This window comes from Treponema sp. SP13, from assembly GCF_050938355.1.
GTDB lineage: Bacteria > Spirochaetota > Spirochaetia > Treponematales > Treponemataceae > Treponema_D > Treponema_D socranskii.
In genome coordinates this window covers 165,617-181,994 of record NZ_JADOVM010000001.1, presented here as the reverse complement: position 1 = coordinate 181,994, position 16,378 = coordinate 165,617, and the positions used below count along the sequence as shown (strand labels likewise).

The following is a 16,378-nucleotide window of genomic DNA, read 5'->3' as shown; positions in this document are numbered from 1 at the left end:
GCACAGTGTAGCACCCGAAAGCTAAAAGCGCAATGCAGATGGAATCTTCTGCAGTGAAAATTCTCTTGTATGCGTATCTTGTTTTTGGAATGCGACCTTGACTTTTCTAATAAAAAATAATAGAAGTTCAATAAATATTTATTCGTGGTACATTTTTTTCTAATTTATGCAGTAAAGTTTGTACCTGAAAGGAGTTTTTATGAAAAAAATTGTAACGGTTTTTTTTGCCGCCTTCTTGGTGTTTTCAGGATGTGCGGGGAAGTCGGGCGTAAATAAAAAGCTGAACGGCACTTTCCGCGGTTCGGCTCAGGGTATGCGCGCTCCGATCGTCGTGGATGTTACGCTTGAAAAAGGGGAAATAAAAGCCGTAACCGTTGTGCAAAACGAAGACTCACCCGTAATCAGCGATGCCGCCGTCAATTCGATTCCTCAAAGAATCTGCGCTCAGCAAAATATTGAAGTCGATACCGTAAGCGGTGCAACGATAACGAGCTTTGCGATAAAAACCGCCGTTGCAAATGCTTTGACCGAAGCCGGTGCGGTACTCGATCCGTATAAAAAAGGCAGCGACGCAGTTAAAAAAACGGAAAAAACCGAAGCCGAAAACGTTGACGTTGTGATTGTCGGCGGCGGTCTTGCCGGTGTGAGCGCCGCGATCGAATTTGCGCGCAACAGCAATTTATCCGTCGTTGTGCTGGAAAAAGAAGCGTATACGGGCGGCTCTGCGCGAGTGTGCGGCGGCGGTATGTGGGTCGTCAATTCCGAGATGAATAAAAAAGTAAAATTGGACAGCACTAAAGAAGAGCTGATTGCATTTTATGAAAAACGGAGCAAGGGTGCCCCCTTAAACAAAAAATTGATTGCCAATATTTACGATAAGTCTGCCGATGTGTTTGATTATTTCCTTAAAGGCGGATTGCCCGTCTCCGAAGAGCGCTGGTATTTGGCGCACCCCGACAGTAAATTGCCCGTACTTGAATCGAGGTATGAGGGAAGGTACGCATGGAAACTCGGTGAAAGTCAAATGTTCGACGCTGTCGGAAAAATAGCCGAAGGTTTGGGAGTTAAAATCCGTTTGAACAGTAAAGTAACCGAACTTGTTACCGAAAGCGGCGCCGTTACGGGAGTGAAAGTTGAAGACGAAACTTCAAAATATACGCTGAATGCTAAAAAAGTAATTTTAGCTACCGGCGGTTTTTCTCGGAATCCGGAACTGGTAAAAAAATATGCACCCGACTATACAAAGGCTATTCCCTTTACCTGTGCCGGCAGTACCGGGGACGGTTTTATGTTGACTGAAAATCTCGGCGTTCAAATTGTCGGAAACGGTATGATGGGAATTCGCGGAACTACCGCTTCTTACGGTTATTACGGCCGTATCGGAAATCTTGTGTTCAGTGCAAAAGCGGTTGTAAATAAAGAAGGTAAAGATTTCGGTCTGAAAAAAGCCTTTTATGCCGACGGTTTAAAATTGATTTTGGATCAAACGGATTCGATGGGGATAAGTATCTATGACGAAACGAACGCAAAATTGGCCGACCGTTTGGAAGAAGCCGTAGCTGCGGGAGTTGCAAAGAAATTCGATACGCTTGAAGCTTTGGCTTCTTCTTACGGTATCGATGAAGCGGAGTTTAAACGTACCGCCGAAGCGAACGATATTAAAAACGGGCCGTTCTACGGCATCGTTACCAATCCCGTATTAATCGGTTCCATCCCCGGCATAAAAGTCGATGAAAACTGCCGTGTATTGGATGCGCAGAATCAGGCTATAAAAAATCTGTTTGCCTGCGGCGAATTGATTTTCGGAAACGTTTTTTCCGGCGCCTATGTTTCTTCGGGAAGCGGCGTCGGTATCAGTGCCTATACGGGCGCGATTGCGGCCGACGCGGTTATAGATGAATTAAAATAACGACTGCTTTATAAAAACGGTACGTGTACTTGCGGCGGCGCTTATTTTGTGCTTACGGACGAAATGAGCTGCCGCCGTATTTTTTATGCGTACAAGGGAATGGGAAATAACAGGATTTCGTCTATCGTTTTCTAAACTAATAAAGGGCTGTCTCAAAAGTCGATCAAAACGCCGAAACGCCGATTGACCAAAGTGCACAATTAGGTTAATATACTAAAACTATCGATATCATTCTCTTCGCTTTTCTGCGGGGAGTGTTTACGGGAGTATATAGTTATGGGTGCTATTCGTGTAATTCTGCTCGTCGCATTTATCATTGCGTGTGCGTTGCTTATCCTTATTATTCTCGTGCAGGATGACGGTTCGAGCGGTATGGGCGGCCTTTTAGGCGGACGCGGAACGACGGCATTCGGTTCTCATTCCGCAAATATCCTGACTCGCTCGACTTTTGTGCTCGTCGTGCTCTTTTTTGCCTTTGCATTAGCGCTCGCGCTGTTGAACAAGCGGCCGCGCCTCGAACAAAATCTCGCTCCTGCCGAAACCGTGCAGCCGAGCACCTCTCCTGCCGATACGCAATCGAACAATTGGTGGAAGTCATCCGATGCTCAAGGGGCTCAGGCGGACGATGCCGGAAGCGCAGCGGTTGAGCCGCAGCAGTGATTCGGGAGGAGATAAGCGATGTTAAGTCATTTACTCACTCCCGCGAATATCAAAGCCGATTTGGAAAGCACGGAAAAAGACGAAGTATTTGAAGAGATGCTCGAAATGGTCGTTGCATCCCAGCCGTCCGTAGATCGGCAGGATGCGCTGAATGCGCTCATGCTCAGGGAAGCGCAGCAGACTACCGGAATCATCCCCGGTATCGCCGTTCCTCACGCGCAGTGCGCTTCGGTGCGCGGCACGGCTTTGGCGCTGGGTTTAAGCCGCACCGGCGTCGAATATGATTCCCTCGACGGCAGCCCCGTCAATTTTATCATCATGATGCTCTTTGCTCAGGGCGATACGGAATCACATCTTCAGACGATGAAGGATGTCGCGAATCTTTTGCAATCGCCCGATTTTTTAAAAACAATTATGGAAAAAAAGACGCCGCAGGAAATATTCGACGCCGTATGCAATTTTGAAATGTCGTTACAGGGGTAGCCTATGGCGGAAAGCGAAGTCAATGTTATCAATCATCTGCTTGAAGTGGAGCGGCGTGCATCGGGTATGACGTCCGACGCGCAGGCGGAAGCCGATAAGCGCATTTCCGTGTACCGCGCCGAAGCGGAAAACGATTATAAAAAACAGCACGACGAAATCTTGGCAAAATTCGAAAGCGATTATGCTGCGCGAACAAAAGCGATCGACGAAAAACACGCTGAGACGATCGCCGCATATCGATCCGAAATTCAAAATACGACACAGGATACCGAAGCTTTTTATAAGCTGCTCGATACGCTGCTTGCCGTGCATTGACGGGCGCGCGTATGGAATACTCCGGTGCTGCTTCTTATGTAAACGCCAAAGCTGCGGGAATGCTCCGAAAAGCTTTTGTCGGCGAGAGAGCTTCAGCTCTGTTTGCCGTAAAGACGCTTCCCGAATTGTGGACGCTCGTGTTCGGTACGGAAGTACCGCTCATCCCGCAGACTATGCTCGGCGAAAAATTGGAAGAAGAAGCGGAAGACCGTTTTTTGGCGCAGTATATTTCGCTCGTTGAAATGTACGACAAGCCTCATGCTATTTTGACCGAGCTTTTGTACTTTTATGTTATCGAAAATTTAAAAACGATAAGCGCGGCGCTGTGCTTAAAAGAAGAAAAGATGCCGCACCTCTCTGCGCTCGGCTCATACGGTGTGCTCGATTATAAAGCGTGGCCGGATATCGCTTCGATCACAAAGGGAACACCGTTTGCGTGGTACGATTCGGTGCCCGATATCCACGACCAGCATATTGTCAACGCAAAGCTCGACAGTCAATACGTTAAGCTCATGTGGCAGTGCGTAAACGAAGTGCGCGGAGAAATTAAAAAGCCCGTCGTCGATTTTTTTACGCATTACTATGTTATGCAAAACATCGTGTGGGCACTCCGTTTGAAAGTGTACTACGACATGAAAAAGGAAGAGATATTGACGCATCTTGCGTACGCGGACGACCGGCATGAAGCATCCGATCCTCTTGCCGCTCCTGCGATCGCGATTCTCGACAAAGCGGTCGACACCTACGCCGATTGGAAGGACTGGCAGTATGCGCCGCTGCTCAATCCTCACGAAGAGGGAGCTGTGTGGAAGCTCGATCCGCGCTGGATGGAAGATGCGTGCAAAGTCGACATAAACCGCCGCGCCGAACGTCTCTTCCACCGATATCCGCTGACCGATGTCGTGCTTATTTCGTGGTTTAAGATAAAGCAACACGAATGCGATATCATACGGACGGCGGCCGAAAGTATCCGCCTCAATGTCGGCGCGGAAGAAGGGATGAAGATTGCGGGAGTGGCGGCGAATGCCCGATCATAATATTGCAGCAAAAAGCGAGAAGGTGAAATATGGCACGAACGACTGAAATGCGGCTCATAGAGCTTATGACGCTCCGGCAGGATATTTCAAAAGTGATCGAATACCTCGGTAAAAAGGGTAACTTTCAGTTTCAGACAAAACTGCAGGGAGGGGACGCTTCCCCCTCCGACGCTTTTAAAAATGCCGACAAAGAATTTTTCGACAATCTTCAGCGCGCACGCATCTTTCTCGCCGTCCCCGACAGAACCGATGACGGGCGATCGTGCAGCGCGCCTTCCGACGCGGACAGGGACGATGCTGCAAAACTGCTTGCCGCAGTGGACGATTTGAAACATCGCGTTACCGCAAGCATCGAAGAAGCCAAGCGTGTCGACGACGCATACAAAGAAGCGCTCGCGTTTTCGAACTTAAAAGCGTCGTATTCCGAGCTCGAGCATCTTTCGTTCCTTTCGCTGAGAATCGGCAAAATCGATCCGACGTTGTTTGAAGCGCTCAAAGATGCGGTCGGGGAGCGGGCTGTCGTCATTCCGCTCGGCAACGACAATTCGCGCATCCTCGCGGCGTCTTCGAAAAAGGGACGCTTCGTACTCGACACGGAATTGAAAAAATTCAATTTCGTCAATATGGAAATCCCCCAAGATTTTAAAGGGATTCCCGACGATGTGCTTTCCGGTCTCAAAAATGAAAAAAGCGTCGCTGCGGAAAAAGTCACCGTACTGGAAAAAGAGCGCAGCAATTTTGCCGAAACGCACCGCGAAAAACTGCTCGCGCTCCTCGGCTCGTTTTCGATCGGCATGCAGATTCAGGACGTCGAATCGAAGCTGCAGTCGACCGAACTCGTCTACCGTTTGACCGGCTGGGTTTCATCCCGCGACAGCAAAGCGATGATGAAAGAGCTCGATGAGCTCACGGAGGGACGGATCGCTATCCGCGAATATCTGCCGTCCGAAGTGCCGTCGGTCATAAACGGAAAAGAGCAGGTGCCGGTCGAAGTGCATCACCGGAAATTCGTCAAAGGCTTCGAGCGCATGCTCTTCAGCTACGGCGCGCCCGTCTACGGTACGATCGATCCGACACCCTTTGTCGCGCTCTTTTTTACGCTTTTGTTCGGCATCATGTTCGGAGATTTCGGACAAGGGCTTGTCATATTTCTGCTCGGCATTTTGCTCGAAAAACGAATCGTGCGCATCGGTTCGTACAACAGATCCGCACCCGTCTTTATCGCAGTCGGAGCGAGCAGTATGATCATGGGACTTTTGACGGGCGAGTTTTTTACGAACGAAACGCTGCTCGAACCCTTTGCATATTGGGTGACGGGATTTTTCGGAAAGCCGCACGCGCCGATCATAAAGCTCATGCCGTCGGGAACCGATACGTCGGCGATGTTTGCGATGTTCGGCGTTGCGATTGCCGTCGGCTTTCTCATCAATACGATCGGCTTAATAATCAATATCACGAATAAATTCATCGTGCGAAAACCCGGCCGTGCGCTTTTCGGAAAGACGGGGCTTGCCGGCGCGTGCTTTTTTTGGTACATCGTCGCGCTCGTCGTACGCGTTTTGTTTTTCCATCAAACGGCGTCGCGTTTCGACTTTATCGTGATCGGCGTGCTCATGTTTTTTGCCGCATTCGGAGAGCCCTTTGAGCGTCTCGTCGACGGAGAGCGTCCCATCGCCGAAAACGGCATCGGTGCGCTCGTCATTTCGGGCGTCGTCGAACTCATCGAAGTGATTTCGACCTATCTTTCGAATTCGGTGAGCTTTTTGCGCGTCGGTGCGTTTGCGCTTGCGCACGCGGTGCTCGCGTTCGTCATTTCGATGCTCGCCGACATGATCGGCTCTCCGGGCGGTATCATCGTAACGGTACTCGGAAACGCGCTCGTCATCGTGCTCGAAGGCATGATCGTCGCGATCCAAGTCGTGCGTCTGCAATACTACGAATTCTTTTCGAAGTTTTTCAATGAAACGGGTGTCGAGTTTTCGCCGTTTTGCTTTACGTATAAACAGGGCGCCGTGCAATAGGCTGCCCGGTGAGTTTGCGTCGCAGACTCGAATATATAGCGTGCGCTTGCAGGAAACGTCGGAGTAAGGCTCTGCGCTTCGAAGCACGCGCATGATTAAAAAACTTTTTCGGATGCTGATGATGTCCGAAAACGGGAGTTTCTATGTATAAAAAACTTATCGCGGTTGCCGTTCTTTCGGCAATTTTTTCGGTCGGCGCGCTTTTCGCGCAGTCTTCAAATGAAACGCAGAGCGTACCTGCCGTGGAATCGAAAGCTTCCGTGAGCGGCGGCATCCGCTACATCGCTGCGGCTCTTGCGGTCGGTATCGCGTGTATCGGCGGCGGCATGGCCGTCGGCAAAATCGGAGCGGCTGCTATGGGCGCGATGAGCGAAAACGCGAACCTTTCGGGAAAAGCGCTTCCTTTCGTCGGTCTTGCCGAAGGTATTTGCCTCTGGGGCTTTTTGATCGGATTCCTTATCATCAACTGATCGAGGATACACCGATTTGAACTATTTTGTGATCGGTGAACGCGAAATGGTTCTCGCATTCCGACTTGTCGGCGTCGACGGTGCAATAGCCGAAACGCGTCAGGAAGTGCTGGAATCGTTTAACCGCGTTACCGGCAGGAGCGGTACCGTATCCGTTCCCGTTGAAAAAATTCCCCGCGTCCTCATTCTCACGGAAAGCGCCGCCTCTTATATTCAAGACGAAGAGCTCGAATGGCAAAAGACGGCCGACTATCCGCTTATCGTAGAGATACCCGGGCTCGAAGGCCATTTGAGCGGGCGCAAAACGCTTACCGAAGCGATCGGGGAAGCAATCGGCGTAAAAATTTAAAGGATTATCGTTATGGAAGAATTACGCTCGACCGAAGTTCTCGACAAAGAAATCGAAACGGACGCACGGAAAAAAGCGGAACGCATTTTGGCAAAAGCCGACAGCGACGGAAAAGCGCTCGTCGCCGATGTGGCGCACCGCATCGAAAAATTTACGGAAGAAAAAACCGCCGAATATCAAAAAAAGACGGAAAGCTATCAAGCCGACAGAGACGCCGTCGTCCCGCTTGAAAAAGAGCGTTTTCTCGTTTCGTTTATGGAAAGCGCGATTATTAAAGCGATCGATTCCTACCTCGAAGCGCTGGGGGAAGAAAAGCGTATCGCGCTCGCCGTCCGCCGATGGAACGCATATAAAGCGGTTGTCGCTTCTCAAAAAGTGAACGCGCTTGTGTTCGGCTTCGATGCCGCGCGTGCGGAAGCGGCTTTGAAAAAAGAAGGCGTGTCGCTTGCATCCTGCTCGTCCGTCGCATACGAAAAAAGCGGTGACGAAGAGATCGCCGGCTTGACATTTAAAGAGGGTATCATCCTCGAAACGGAAGATAAAATGATCCGCTGCCGTCTGACGCTTTCACAGATCGTCGGCGAGCTTGAAACGGAACACCGCGCGGAACTCGCCAAAGCTCTGTTCGGCGGGAGGTTTGATTCATGACAGTTGAAGGGAAAATTACGCGCATTTCCGGCCCCATCGTTTTTGCCGAAGGGCTCGACGAATGCGGATTATACGATGTCGTCGATGTCGGCGAAAAAAAGCTTATCGGCGAAATCATCAGGCAAAATAAAGGCAAAGCAACCGTTCAGGTTTACGAAGACGACACTGGCATGCACGTCGGTGAAAAGATCGTAAGCTACGGACGCCCTCTGTCGCTCAGGCTCGGGCCGGGACTTGTCGGTACGATTTACGACGGTATCCAGCGCCCGCTCGAATCGATGTACGAAGACGGGACTGCGTTTTTGCTTCCGGGGCAGCGCACCGAACCGCTCGACACGAAAAAAACGTGGCACTTCGATGCCGGAAAAACTTCCGACGGAAAAACGATCGGGGAGGGCTCTCCGATCGCGCCGGGTCTCCCGCTCGGAACGGTGCGGGAAACGCCGTCCGTTTTGCATACGATTATGGTGCCGCCCTATATCCGCGGGCGCGTGCTTAAAACATTTAAAGGAAGCTGCGATTGTACCGTCGACGATGTCATTGCGACGACGGAATTGGACGAAGAGATAAAACTTTCGCAGTATTGGCCGGTGCGTACTCCGCGTCCCTATATCGAAAAGCTTACGGTATCCGAGCCCCTCGTTACGGGGCTCCGCGTTATCGACGTGTTTTTTCCGCTGTCGAAGGGCGGAACTGCGGCGATTCCCGGCGGTTTCGGTACGGGCAAAACGATGACGCAGCACGCCGTTGCAAAGTGGTGCGATGCAGATCTCATCGTCTACATCGGCTGCGGAGAGCGCGGAAACGAAATGACCGACGTTCTCACCGAATTCCCCGAAATCGTCGATCCGCGGACGGGACGCTCCATCATGGAACGCACGATCCTCATTGCAAATACGTCGAATATGCCCGTCGCCGCGCGTGAAGTGTCGCTGTATTCGGGCATCACGCTTGCCGAATATTACCGCGATATGGGTATGGCCGTCGCGATCATGGCCGATTCTACGAGCCGCTGGGCGGAAGCGCTCCGAGAACTTTCCGGCCGTATGGAAGAGATGCCTGCCGAAGAAGGCTTTCCCGCCTATCTTCCGACACGCCTTGCAAGTTTTTACGAGAGGGCGGGACGCATCAATTCGCTGTGCGGCAGGGAAGGATCTGTTTCCGTTATCGGCGCGGTTTCACCTCCGGGAGGCGATTTTTCGGAACCCGTCACCCAGCACACGAAGCGATTTATACGCTGTTTTTGGGCGCTCGACAGGGATTTGGCAAACGCGCGCCATTATCCGGCTATCGGCTGGATCGATTCGTATTCCGAATACGCCGACGAAGTGAAGGGGTGGTGGGAACGCCATAATCCCGAGTGGTCGTCGGTACGCACCGGTGCGCTCGACCTTTTAAAGCGGGAACAGCATCTCCAACAGATCGTACGCCTCATCGGTCCCGACGCGCTTCCCGACGCCGACCGCCTCGTGCTTTCGGTTGCGGAAATGATTAAAAACGGATTTTTACAGCAGGATCAATTCGACCAAATCGATGCGTACTGCGTTTCGAAAAAACAGATCGCGATCCTCGTACTCATCATGGATTATTATTCGTCGGCGCTTGCGCTCATAAAAAGCGGCGCGCCCTTGGTCAAATTGACGGGCCTTCCGGTGCGCGAAGAGATCATGCGTATCAAGTCGAAGTATACGAACGACGAAGCCGACAAAATTCAAGACGTGAAGATGCACCTTGAAAATCAGCTCGACGAATTGAGACGGCTCTACCGAAGGACAGGCAGCGTATGAAAGGAATAGAATACCGCGGATTTACATCGGTCGACGGCCCGATCGTCATCGTCCGCCGAACCGAAAATATTTTTTACCTCGAAACGGTGTGCGTGCGGGACAGAAACGGAAACAAGCGTATCGGGCGCGTTATGGATCTTTCCGAAGACGCGGCGGTCGTTCAGATTTTCGGCAATACGACGGGGCTCGACCTCGATGCGACGACCTACGAATTCCTCGACACGCCGCTCGAACTGCGCGTCGGTGAAGGATTGCTCGGACGCATCTTCAACGGACTGGGAGAACCGATCGACGGATACCCACCCATCGTATCGTCGGAGCTCGTCAATATAAACGGAAACCCGATCAATCCCTATGCGCGTATCTACCCGCGCGATTTTATCCAAACGGGTATTTCGGCGATCGACGGCATGAACTCGCTCGTGCGCGGACAAAAGCTGCCGATTTTCAGCGGCAACGGTTTACCGCACAATAAGCTCGCCGCACAGATCATCCGTCAGGCAAAGCTTCGCTCGAGCGACGAACAGTTCGTCATGGTCTTTGCCGGCATGGGAATCAAATACGATATCGCGCGCTTTTTTACCGACACCTTTGAAGAATCGGGCGTCCTTTCGAAAGTCGTCATGTTTCAGTCGCTTGCCGACGCTCCGTCCATCGAACGTATCATCACGCCGAGGTGTGCGCTTACGGCGGCGGAATACCTCGCGTTCAAAAAAGGCATGCACGTTCTCGTCGTGCTCACCGATATGACGAATTACTGCGAAGCGCTCCGCGAAATCTCGACGACGCGAGGCGAAGTGCCCGGCCGCAAAGGGTATCCCGGCTACCTCTATTCCGACCTCGCGGAACTTTACGAACGGGCGGGGCGCATCAAGGGATCGGCCGGTTCGATCACGCAGATTCCGATTTTGACGATGCCGAACGACGACATATCGCATCCGATCCCCGACTTGACCGGTTATATCACCGAAGGGCAGATCGTTCTCGACAGAGAGCTTTCGCAAAAAGGATTGTATCCGCCCGTTGCGGGGCTTCCGAGCCTTTCGCGCCTTATGAAAGACGGTATCGGAGTTGCAAAGGACGGCAGGGTCATGACGCGGGAAGATCACGCGAACGTTTCGAGTCAGCTTTTCGCTTCGTATTCGAAAGTGAAGTCGGTGCGGAACCTCGCGGCGATTATCGGCGACGAAGAGCTTTCACCGCTCGACCGCGAGTACCTTAAGTTCGGCGATAAATTCGAAAACGAATTTTTGATGCAGGGCGAATACGAAAACCGCACGATAGAAGAAACGCTCGATTTGGGCTGGAAGATTTTGACGACGCTGCCGCGCGAAGAGCTCTACCGCATCAAACCGGAATATATCGAAAAGTATATGCCGAAAAGTGAAGACGAAAGCGGAGATGCGGAGCGGAACTAGCCTATGGCAAAACTGAATATTGCGCCGACAAAATCGAATCTCCTCGCCATGAAAGAGCAGCTTGCCGTGTCCAAAAACGGCTACGATCTCTTGGAACAAAAGCGCGAAATCCTCGTCATGGAACTCATGCACATGGTCGAAAACGTCAAGCTCCTCGAACACGACATCGATAAAGTGATCGAGGAAGCGTATCCCGCGTTTCGAAAAATGCTTGCGAGTATGGGAAGCGATCAAGTCGAGCGCATATCGCACGGCGTGCACTACGATTTTGTCATACACGAAAAGCAGGAAACGCTCGGCGGCATGTCGTTCAAATCGCTCGATGTCGAACTGCCGAAAAAAGAATTGTTTTATTCGTTTATGGGCACTTCATCCGACAGCGATAAAGCGATGGATCTCTTTTTTCGCTTGCTCGCGCTTTTGACGAAGATGGCGTCGATCCGCACGATCGTGTGGCGGCTCGCGGGCGAAGTGAAAAAAACGCAGCGGCGGGTCAACGCGCTCGACAAGATGATCATTCCGCAGACGAGCGAAACGAAAAAATATATCGAAAGCGTACTTGAAGAGCGTGATCGTGAAAATATCTTTACGCTCAAAGCGCTTAAAAACCGCAACAGGCGATAGCCGATAGGAGGTAGGATAAAATGAGTAAACCGCTTTTCAGCCGTATTCTTGTTGCCGTCAACGGATCCGAAGCTTCGATTCACGCTGCGATGTACGGCATCATCATGGCAAAGACCTATCACCTCGATCTGAAATTTATATACGTCGTCGATACCGCGACGATTAAGCGATTGACCTTGTCGAAATTTTTTGCGAGCGATGAGCGAAAGCTCTACGAAGAAAATCTCATCGCCGACGGAAAAAAATATCTTGCGTATACGGGAGATTTGGCAAAATCGAAAGGCGTTACCGCCGAAACGGAACTGCTCAACGGAGCCGTATGGGCGGAGATCGTCAAAGCGGCCGACGACTACAACGCGGACTTTATCCTCCTCGGCGGAAAAATACGCGACGTATCGTACACGCCTTCGGGCTCAAACCGAAGCGATGTCGTTTCTCTCGACCAAAGCCAAACGATCGCCGCTGCGAAGTGTTCCGTCATCGTCGTCAAGCAAAAAGACATAGAGCAATTATTTAAAATCGCATAAGGGTACGGCCGCTTGGAAAACTGCTATGAAATCCTCGGCGTAGCGCACGATGCATCGGCGTCGGAAATCAAACGCGCGTTCAGACAAAAAGCGAAAGAGTATCATCCCGATACGGCGAAAAAAAGCGATGCCGAAACGACCGCCCTGTTCCGCCGTCTTGTGCAAGCCTACGACATCCTTTCCGATGCGAGACAGCGTTCCATATTTGACAATTCTTTTTTCAGCCGCTATCATATACGAAAAGCCCGTACAAATTCGTTCGACTATCATGCGTGGCTTTCGGAACGCAGCGACGATGAAAGCAGGGCAAAGCTCATATTTTGGGATTTGATGCATCACCGCGAAGACGAAGCCGTTTCGGAATTCAAACGTATGATGACTTCTCGTCCGAGCTTTAATCTTGCAAGATGGTTTTCGCGCGAAGACTTTATGGATTACGGCTACATCCTTGCCGAAGAGCTTACGGTGCGCGGAGAGTTTTACGATGCGTTTTTGCTGCTCGAGCGGATTATTAAAATGGAATACAAGAGCGATTATTTCAGGCTCTTTTTTCCGGAAGTGATTTCGTTTGCGCTCCATATTTTAAAAAGCAATATCGAGGGAAATGTCAGTGACGAGCTTGCCCTCGACGCGTGGGAGAGGGCTCTCGATCTTAAGTTTTCGGCGGCGGACGATTCGTTTTTTTTGAAAAAAATGGCGGAAGCCTATCTCAGGCTCGGCGACCGGCACACGGCGGACATCTGCTTTGAAGAGAGCGAACGATTGATAAAAAAGGATCAATTTCGAGTTTAATAAAACTTGAAATTTTCCGACCATTTGTTATGATAACTGAATGGCGAGTTTTGAAAATAAATAAAACTTGTGTGGAAGCGAGGTTCCGACTGCGTGCCGTTTCGAGCGTTTGGCTTACGGAAGCCTGCCCTAAAAGCTCGACCGCGGCTAAGCGGGCGGGTTCTCGCTGACAGCACAGCGTTATTAGTTAATGCTTTCAAAACTTGCCATTCGAACACGAGGTGTTTATGATACGGTTAAAGAATGACGATGAAATCGCAGGTATCAGAAAATCCTGTCACCTGCTTGCGGATATGTTCAATGAAATCCTCCCGCGCGTAAAAGCGGGTATGTCGACGAAGGATATCGACGATATGTGCAAGCATTTTATGCTTTCTCATCACGGCAAACCCGCGTGGTATCGCGAAAACTTTCCCGGAGCCGTGTGCGTCAGCGTTAACGAAGAAGTTATACACGGCGTACCGTCGGCGAAAAAAATAATCCACGACGGTGATTTGGTTTCGATCGATGCGGGAATCGATTTGGACGGTTTTATCAGCGATTCGACGCACACGGTGCAGGTCGGAAACGTCCGTCCCGAATGGAAAGCGCTCGACGACGTAACGAGGGAATGTCTTGCCGCGGGGATTGCAGCCTGCGTCGTCGGAAACAGGATCCACGATATTTCGAAGGCGGTCAACGATATCGCCGTGAGTCACAACTACGGCGTCGTTTACGAATACTGCGGTCACGGCGTCGGTCTCGACGTGCACGAAGATCCGTCGATCCCGAATTGCCCCTCGGGGCCGAATCCGCGCATTCAGGCGGGTATGGTGCTCGCGATCGAACCGATGATCAATCTCGGAACGGCGGACGTCGTAACGGCGGACAACGGCTGGACTGTACTGACCGCCGACGGAAAAGCGTCCGCACACGAAGAGCACACCGTTGCGGTTTTCAAAGACCGTACGGAAATACTTACCGCGCTCGACTATGCCGGATGACGGTGAGTTAAACGGCGCAAGGCTTGACCTTGCGCCTGCTTTAAACTTCTTGTTAGGCGATTCTACTTTTTATGTTCAATAAACCATTCTTTTATATCATCTTTCGGCATTTTCCCGGAAGCAATACTGAAACCGAAATCAATCAATTCTTGCTGAGAATAAAGTAAATTAATATCGTTAAGTTTTAGGAATAACAAAGTAAGATGTACTCCAATTCTTTTGTTTCCATCTACAAACGGATGATTTTGAATAAGCGAATAACATAACTGAGCGGCTTTGTCTAAAATTTCGGGATAAAGATCGTTTCCCCCGAATGTTTGAAAAGGTGATTTCAATGTAGAGTCTAAAAGATTCTCATCGCGGACACCATCCAGTCCACCTGTTTTTTCGACAAGAGAACTATGAAGCTTTACGACTTGCTCATATTCAAAGAAAATCATTTTGCAAGTTCTTTATAAGATTCCATATTCTGACTTATAAGGGAATCGGAAAGTGCAAAAAGTTTTTCCGCAGAAACAGTGTTAAACGGCTTCTCGTCTTCTAAAACGGTGATAACAACTTTTCTGCCGTTATAGCGTTCAAGAGAATAGTCATTAGTGAGAACTGTATTTCCCTGAATTATTCCTGTGGTTGCGTACATTTTGCTGCCTCCCAATATTATTATAGCATATTTTTAGCTTTCTTGCAGACTTTTTCAAAAATCTTCCGATTTTTTTTTAACGTCAAATGAATGGCGAGTTTTGAAAACAAATAAGCTTGTGCGGAAGCGAGGTTCCGACTGCGTGCCGTGATCTAAGCGTCAGGCTTACGGAAGCCTGCTCTAAAAGCTCGACCGCGGCTAAGCGGGCGGGTTCTCGCTGACAGCACAGCGTTATTAGTTAATGCTTTCAAAACTTGCCATTCGAACACGAGGTGTTTATGATACGGTTAAAGAATGACGATGAAATCGCAGGTATCAGAAAATCCTGTCACCTGCTTGCGGATATGTTCAATGAAATCCTCCCGCGCGTAAAAGCGGGTATGTCGACGAAGGATATCGACGATATGTGCAAGCATTTTATGCTTTCTCATCACGGCAAACCCGCGTGGTATCGCGAAAATTTTCCCGGAGCCGTATGCGTCAGCGTCAACGAAGAAGTCATCCACGGCCTGCCGTCGGCGAAAAAGATAATCCACGACGGTGATTTGGTTTCGATCGACGCGGGGATCGATTTGGACGGCTTTATCAGCGATTCGACGCACACGGTGCAGGTCGGAAACGTCCGGCCCGAATGGAAAGCGCTCGACGATGTGACGAGGGAATGCCTTGCCGCGGGAATTGCCGCCTGCGTCGTCGGAAACAGGATCCACGATATTTCGAAGGCGGTCAACGATATCGCCGTGAAGCACAATTACGGTGTCGTCTACGAATACTGCGGCCACGGCGTCGGTCTCGACGTGCACGAAGATCCGTCGATCCCGAATTGCCCGTCGGGGCCGAATCCGCGCATTCAGGCGGGTATGGTGCTCGCGATCGAACCGATGATCAACCTCGGAACGGCGGATGTCGTGACGGCAGACAACGGCTGGACGGTGCTGACCGCCGACGGAAAAGCGTCCGCGCACGAAGAGCACACCGTCGCGGTTTTTAAAGACCGCACGGAAATACTCACGGCGCTCGACTATGCCGGATAACGGTGAGTAAAACCGGGCCTACGCCCGCGTGGAGCAGTGCCGGAGGCAGCGACCGGAACGATAGGTGCTACTAATTCATATGCTTCTTAATCCATTTTTCAAAAAATTGAATCAAATCCTCATCAGTCATATTTGGGCGCCAAAAAAAATAATTAGCTTTGAAAACATCAAACCAATATGTAATCTCTCGAACTCTCTTTGGATCTCTTGTAATATCACCTTGGAATATCACCCAAAAAGGTAAAAAATACTGTTCATCAATATGGCTTATAGCTTTATATATTTTTAATAAACCCGGTGTAAATAATTTACATAATCGTTCATGTGCATTTCCACGTCCTGCACTCGGAGCTTTTCCTTCTACCCAACCATCTTGTCGTTTAATCTCTCCGAACAATATTTTTCCTGATTTCGTATTTTTTATTGCAAAATCGGGAGATAAACCCCATTCTTTCTCTGAAATATCAATCTCAGGGTTATATATTTGTTTTATTTCATCTGGGGATAGCTGTACTTGTGAGTATAGATTTTTTAATTGAGTGGGGTGATCAATAATTTCGTAGTCTGTATTTTTGAAATGTTTTTCAAAAGCTTTAATTAGATTCTGTTCCGCATTTTGTGCCTTTTTACCAGAAGCAGTTTCCCAATTATCTCTTCCGCTTAATGCTTTGTGTCCCATTC

The 16,378-nt window shown here is 50.1% G+C and carries 19 protein-coding genes; 16 read left to right on the top strand and 3 right to left on the bottom strand.

The features are described 5' to 3' along the window. The first annotated feature begins 199 nt into the window (after positions 1-199). The 15 genes from IZU26_RS00820 (at position 200) to map (IZU26_RS00750) (ending at position 14,023) form a co-directional block, all read left to right on the top strand. A complete protein-coding gene (locus tag IZU26_RS00820) occupies positions 200-1,909 on the top strand; it encodes an FAD-dependent oxidoreductase (RefSeq protein ID WP_433276016.1) in 1,710 nt (569 codons plus the stop codon). A gap of 276 nt (positions 1,910-2,185) precedes the next feature. Continuing rightward, a complete protein-coding gene (secG, locus tag IZU26_RS00815; protein WP_433276014.1) occupies positions 2,186-2,569 on the top strand; it encodes a preprotein translocase subunit SecG in 384 nt (127 codons plus the stop codon). Between the two features lie 18 nt (positions 2,570-2,587). After that, positions 2,588-3,052 (top strand): PTS sugar transporter subunit IIA, encoded by a 465-nt coding sequence (locus tag IZU26_RS00810; RefSeq protein ID WP_433276012.1) that lies wholly within the window; start codon positions 2,588-2,590, stop codon positions 3,050-3,052. Between the two features lie 3 nt (positions 3,053-3,055). Beyond that, positions 3,056-3,367: a hypothetical protein gene (locus IZU26_RS00805; RefSeq protein WP_433276010.1), complete on the top strand. Its 312-nt coding sequence runs from the start codon at positions 3,056-3,058 to the stop codon at positions 3,365-3,367. A gap of 11 nt (positions 3,368-3,378) precedes the next feature. Beyond that, entirely contained in the window at positions 3,379-4,404 is a 1,026-nt protein-coding gene (locus tag IZU26_RS00800) for a V0D/AC39 family V-type ATPase subunit (RefSeq protein ID WP_310822834.1), read from the top strand. A 29-nt stretch (positions 4,405-4,433) separates the two neighbouring features. After that, complete coding sequence (locus tag IZU26_RS00795) at positions 4,434-6,425, top strand: V-type ATP synthase subunit I (RefSeq protein WP_433276008.1); 1,992 nt, start codon at positions 4,434-4,436, stop codon at positions 6,423-6,425. Positions 6,426-6,568: 143 nt separating this feature from the next. Continuing rightward, on the top strand, positions 6,569-6,895 hold the full coding sequence (locus IZU26_RS00790) for an ATP synthase subunit C (RefSeq protein WP_433276006.1): 327 nt from the start codon (positions 6,569-6,571) through the stop codon (positions 6,893-6,895). Between the two features lie 16 nt (positions 6,896-6,911). Continuing rightward, a complete protein-coding gene (locus IZU26_RS00785) occupies positions 6,912-7,244 on the top strand; it encodes a V-type ATP synthase subunit F (RefSeq protein ID WP_433276004.1) in 333 nt (110 codons plus the stop codon). 12 nt (positions 7,245-7,256) lie between these two features. After that, a complete protein-coding gene (locus IZU26_RS00780) occupies positions 7,257-7,892 on the top strand; it encodes a hypothetical protein (protein ID WP_433276002.1) in 636 nt (211 codons plus the stop codon). Beyond that, positions 7,889-9,679: a V-type ATP synthase subunit A gene (locus tag IZU26_RS00775; RefSeq protein WP_433276000.1), complete on the top strand. Its 1,791-nt coding sequence runs from the start codon at positions 7,889-7,891 to the stop codon at positions 9,677-9,679. Before IZU26_RS00780 ends, IZU26_RS00775 begins: the two co-directional genes overlap by 4 nt. Then, positions 9,676-11,097: a V-type ATP synthase subunit B gene (locus IZU26_RS00770; RefSeq protein ID WP_021330047.1), complete on the top strand. Its 1,422-nt coding sequence runs from the start codon at positions 9,676-9,678 to the stop codon at positions 11,095-11,097. The genes IZU26_RS00775 and IZU26_RS00770 overlap by 4 nt, the downstream gene beginning before the upstream one ends. Positions 11,098-11,100: 3 nt before the next feature. After that, the gene (locus tag IZU26_RS00765; RefSeq protein WP_016519706.1) at positions 11,101-11,721 is read left to right on the top strand and encodes a V-type ATP synthase subunit D; all 621 of its coding nucleotides are present in this window, start codon (positions 11,101-11,103) and stop codon (positions 11,719-11,721) included. A gap of 20 nt (positions 11,722-11,741) precedes the next feature. Next, positions 11,742-12,248 carry a universal stress protein gene (locus IZU26_RS00760; RefSeq protein ID WP_433275997.1) on the top strand — a complete coding sequence of 169 codons (507 nt, stop codon included), beginning with the start codon at positions 11,742-11,744 and terminating at the stop codon, positions 12,246-12,248. 12 nt (positions 12,249-12,260) lie between these two features. Then, a complete protein-coding gene (locus tag IZU26_RS00755; protein ID WP_433275995.1) occupies positions 12,261-13,040 on the top strand; it encodes a J domain-containing protein in 780 nt (259 codons plus the stop codon). A 227-nt stretch (positions 13,041-13,267) separates the two neighbouring features. Continuing rightward, complete coding sequence (gene map / locus IZU26_RS00750) at positions 13,268-14,023, top strand: type I methionyl aminopeptidase (RefSeq protein ID WP_433275993.1); 756 nt, start codon at positions 13,268-13,270, stop codon at positions 14,021-14,023. 62 nt (positions 14,024-14,085) lie between these two features. Here the strand turns inward: map (IZU26_RS00750) and IZU26_RS00745 are convergent, their stop codons facing one another. Together IZU26_RS00745 and IZU26_RS00740 are read right to left on the bottom strand one after the other, a co-directional pair. Further along, the gene (locus IZU26_RS00745) at positions 14,086-14,463 is read right to left on the bottom strand and encodes a type II toxin-antitoxin system death-on-curing family toxin (RefSeq protein ID WP_433275991.1); all 378 of its coding nucleotides are present in this window, start codon (positions 14,461-14,463) and stop codon (positions 14,086-14,088) included. Then, a complete protein-coding gene (locus IZU26_RS00740) occupies positions 14,460-14,663 on the bottom strand; it encodes a hypothetical protein (RefSeq protein WP_205076221.1) in 204 nt (67 codons plus the stop codon). The genes IZU26_RS00745 and IZU26_RS00740 overlap by 4 nt, the downstream gene beginning before the upstream one ends. 278 nt (positions 14,664-14,941) lie before the next feature. On the opposite strand from IZU26_RS00740, the gene map (IZU26_RS00735) reads away from it, so the two are divergent. Then, positions 14,942-15,697 (top strand): type I methionyl aminopeptidase, encoded by a 756-nt coding sequence (gene map / locus IZU26_RS00735; RefSeq protein WP_433275989.1) that lies wholly within the window; start codon positions 14,942-14,944, stop codon positions 15,695-15,697. Between the two features lie 70 nt (positions 15,698-15,767). Here map (IZU26_RS00735) and IZU26_RS00730 read toward each other — a convergent pair whose 3' ends face one another. Then, complete coding sequence (locus IZU26_RS00730; RefSeq protein WP_433275987.1) at positions 15,768-16,376, bottom strand: MunI family type II restriction endonuclease; 609 nt, start codon at positions 16,374-16,376, stop codon at positions 15,768-15,770. Positions 16,377-16,378: the final 2 nt, after the last annotated feature.

Coding starts and splice junctions, on each gene's coding strand:
- IZU26_RS00820 (WP_433276016.1), top strand. CDS start 200: ATGAAAAAAATTGTAACGGTTTTTTTTGCCGCCTTCTTGGTGTTTTCA.
- IZU26_RS00805 (WP_433276010.1), top strand. CDS start 3,056: ATGGCGGAAAGCGAAGTCAATGTTATCAATCATCTGCTTGAAGTGGAG.
- IZU26_RS00810 (WP_433276012.1), top strand. CDS start 2,588: ATGTTAAGTCATTTACTCACTCCCGCGAATATCAAAGCCGATTTGGAA.
- IZU26_RS00790 (WP_433276006.1), top strand. CDS start 6,569: ATGTATAAAAAACTTATCGCGGTTGCCGTTCTTTCGGCAATTTTTTCG.
- IZU26_RS00765 (WP_016519706.1), top strand. CDS start 11,101: ATGGCAAAACTGAATATTGCGCCGACAAAATCGAATCTCCTCGCCATG.
- IZU26_RS00795 (WP_433276008.1), top strand. CDS start 4,434: ATGGCACGAACGACTGAAATGCGGCTCATAGAGCTTATGACGCTCCGG.
- secG (WP_433276014.1), top strand. CDS start 2,186: ATGGGTGCTATTCGTGTAATTCTGCTCGTCGCATTTATCATTGCGTGT.
- IZU26_RS00780 (WP_433276002.1), top strand. CDS start 7,257: ATGGAAGAATTACGCTCGACCGAAGTTCTCGACAAAGAAATCGAAACG.
- IZU26_RS00760 (WP_433275997.1), top strand. CDS start 11,742: ATGAGTAAACCGCTTTTCAGCCGTATTCTTGTTGCCGTCAACGGATCC.
- IZU26_RS00800 (WP_310822834.1), top strand. CDS start 3,379: ATGGAATACTCCGGTGCTGCTTCTTATGTAAACGCCAAAGCTGCGGGA.
- IZU26_RS00740 (WP_205076221.1), bottom strand. CDS start 14,663: ATGTACGCAACCACAGGAATAATTCAGGGAAATACAGTTCTCACTAAT.
- IZU26_RS00745 (WP_433275991.1), bottom strand. CDS start 14,463: ATGATTTTCTTTGAATATGAGCAAGTCGTAAAGCTTCATAGTTCTCTT.
- map (WP_433275989.1), top strand. CDS start 14,942: ATGATACGGTTAAAGAATGACGATGAAATCGCAGGTATCAGAAAATCC.
- IZU26_RS00770 (WP_021330047.1), top strand. CDS start 9,676: ATGAAAGGAATAGAATACCGCGGATTTACATCGGTCGACGGCCCGATC.
- IZU26_RS00775 (WP_433276000.1), top strand. CDS start 7,889: ATGACAGTTGAAGGGAAAATTACGCGCATTTCCGGCCCCATCGTTTTT.
- map (WP_433275993.1), top strand. CDS start 13,268: ATGATACGGTTAAAGAATGACGATGAAATCGCAGGTATCAGAAAATCC.
- IZU26_RS00730 (WP_433275987.1), bottom strand. CDS start 16,376: ATGGGACACAAAGCATTAAGCGGAAGAGATAATTGGGAAACTGCTTCT.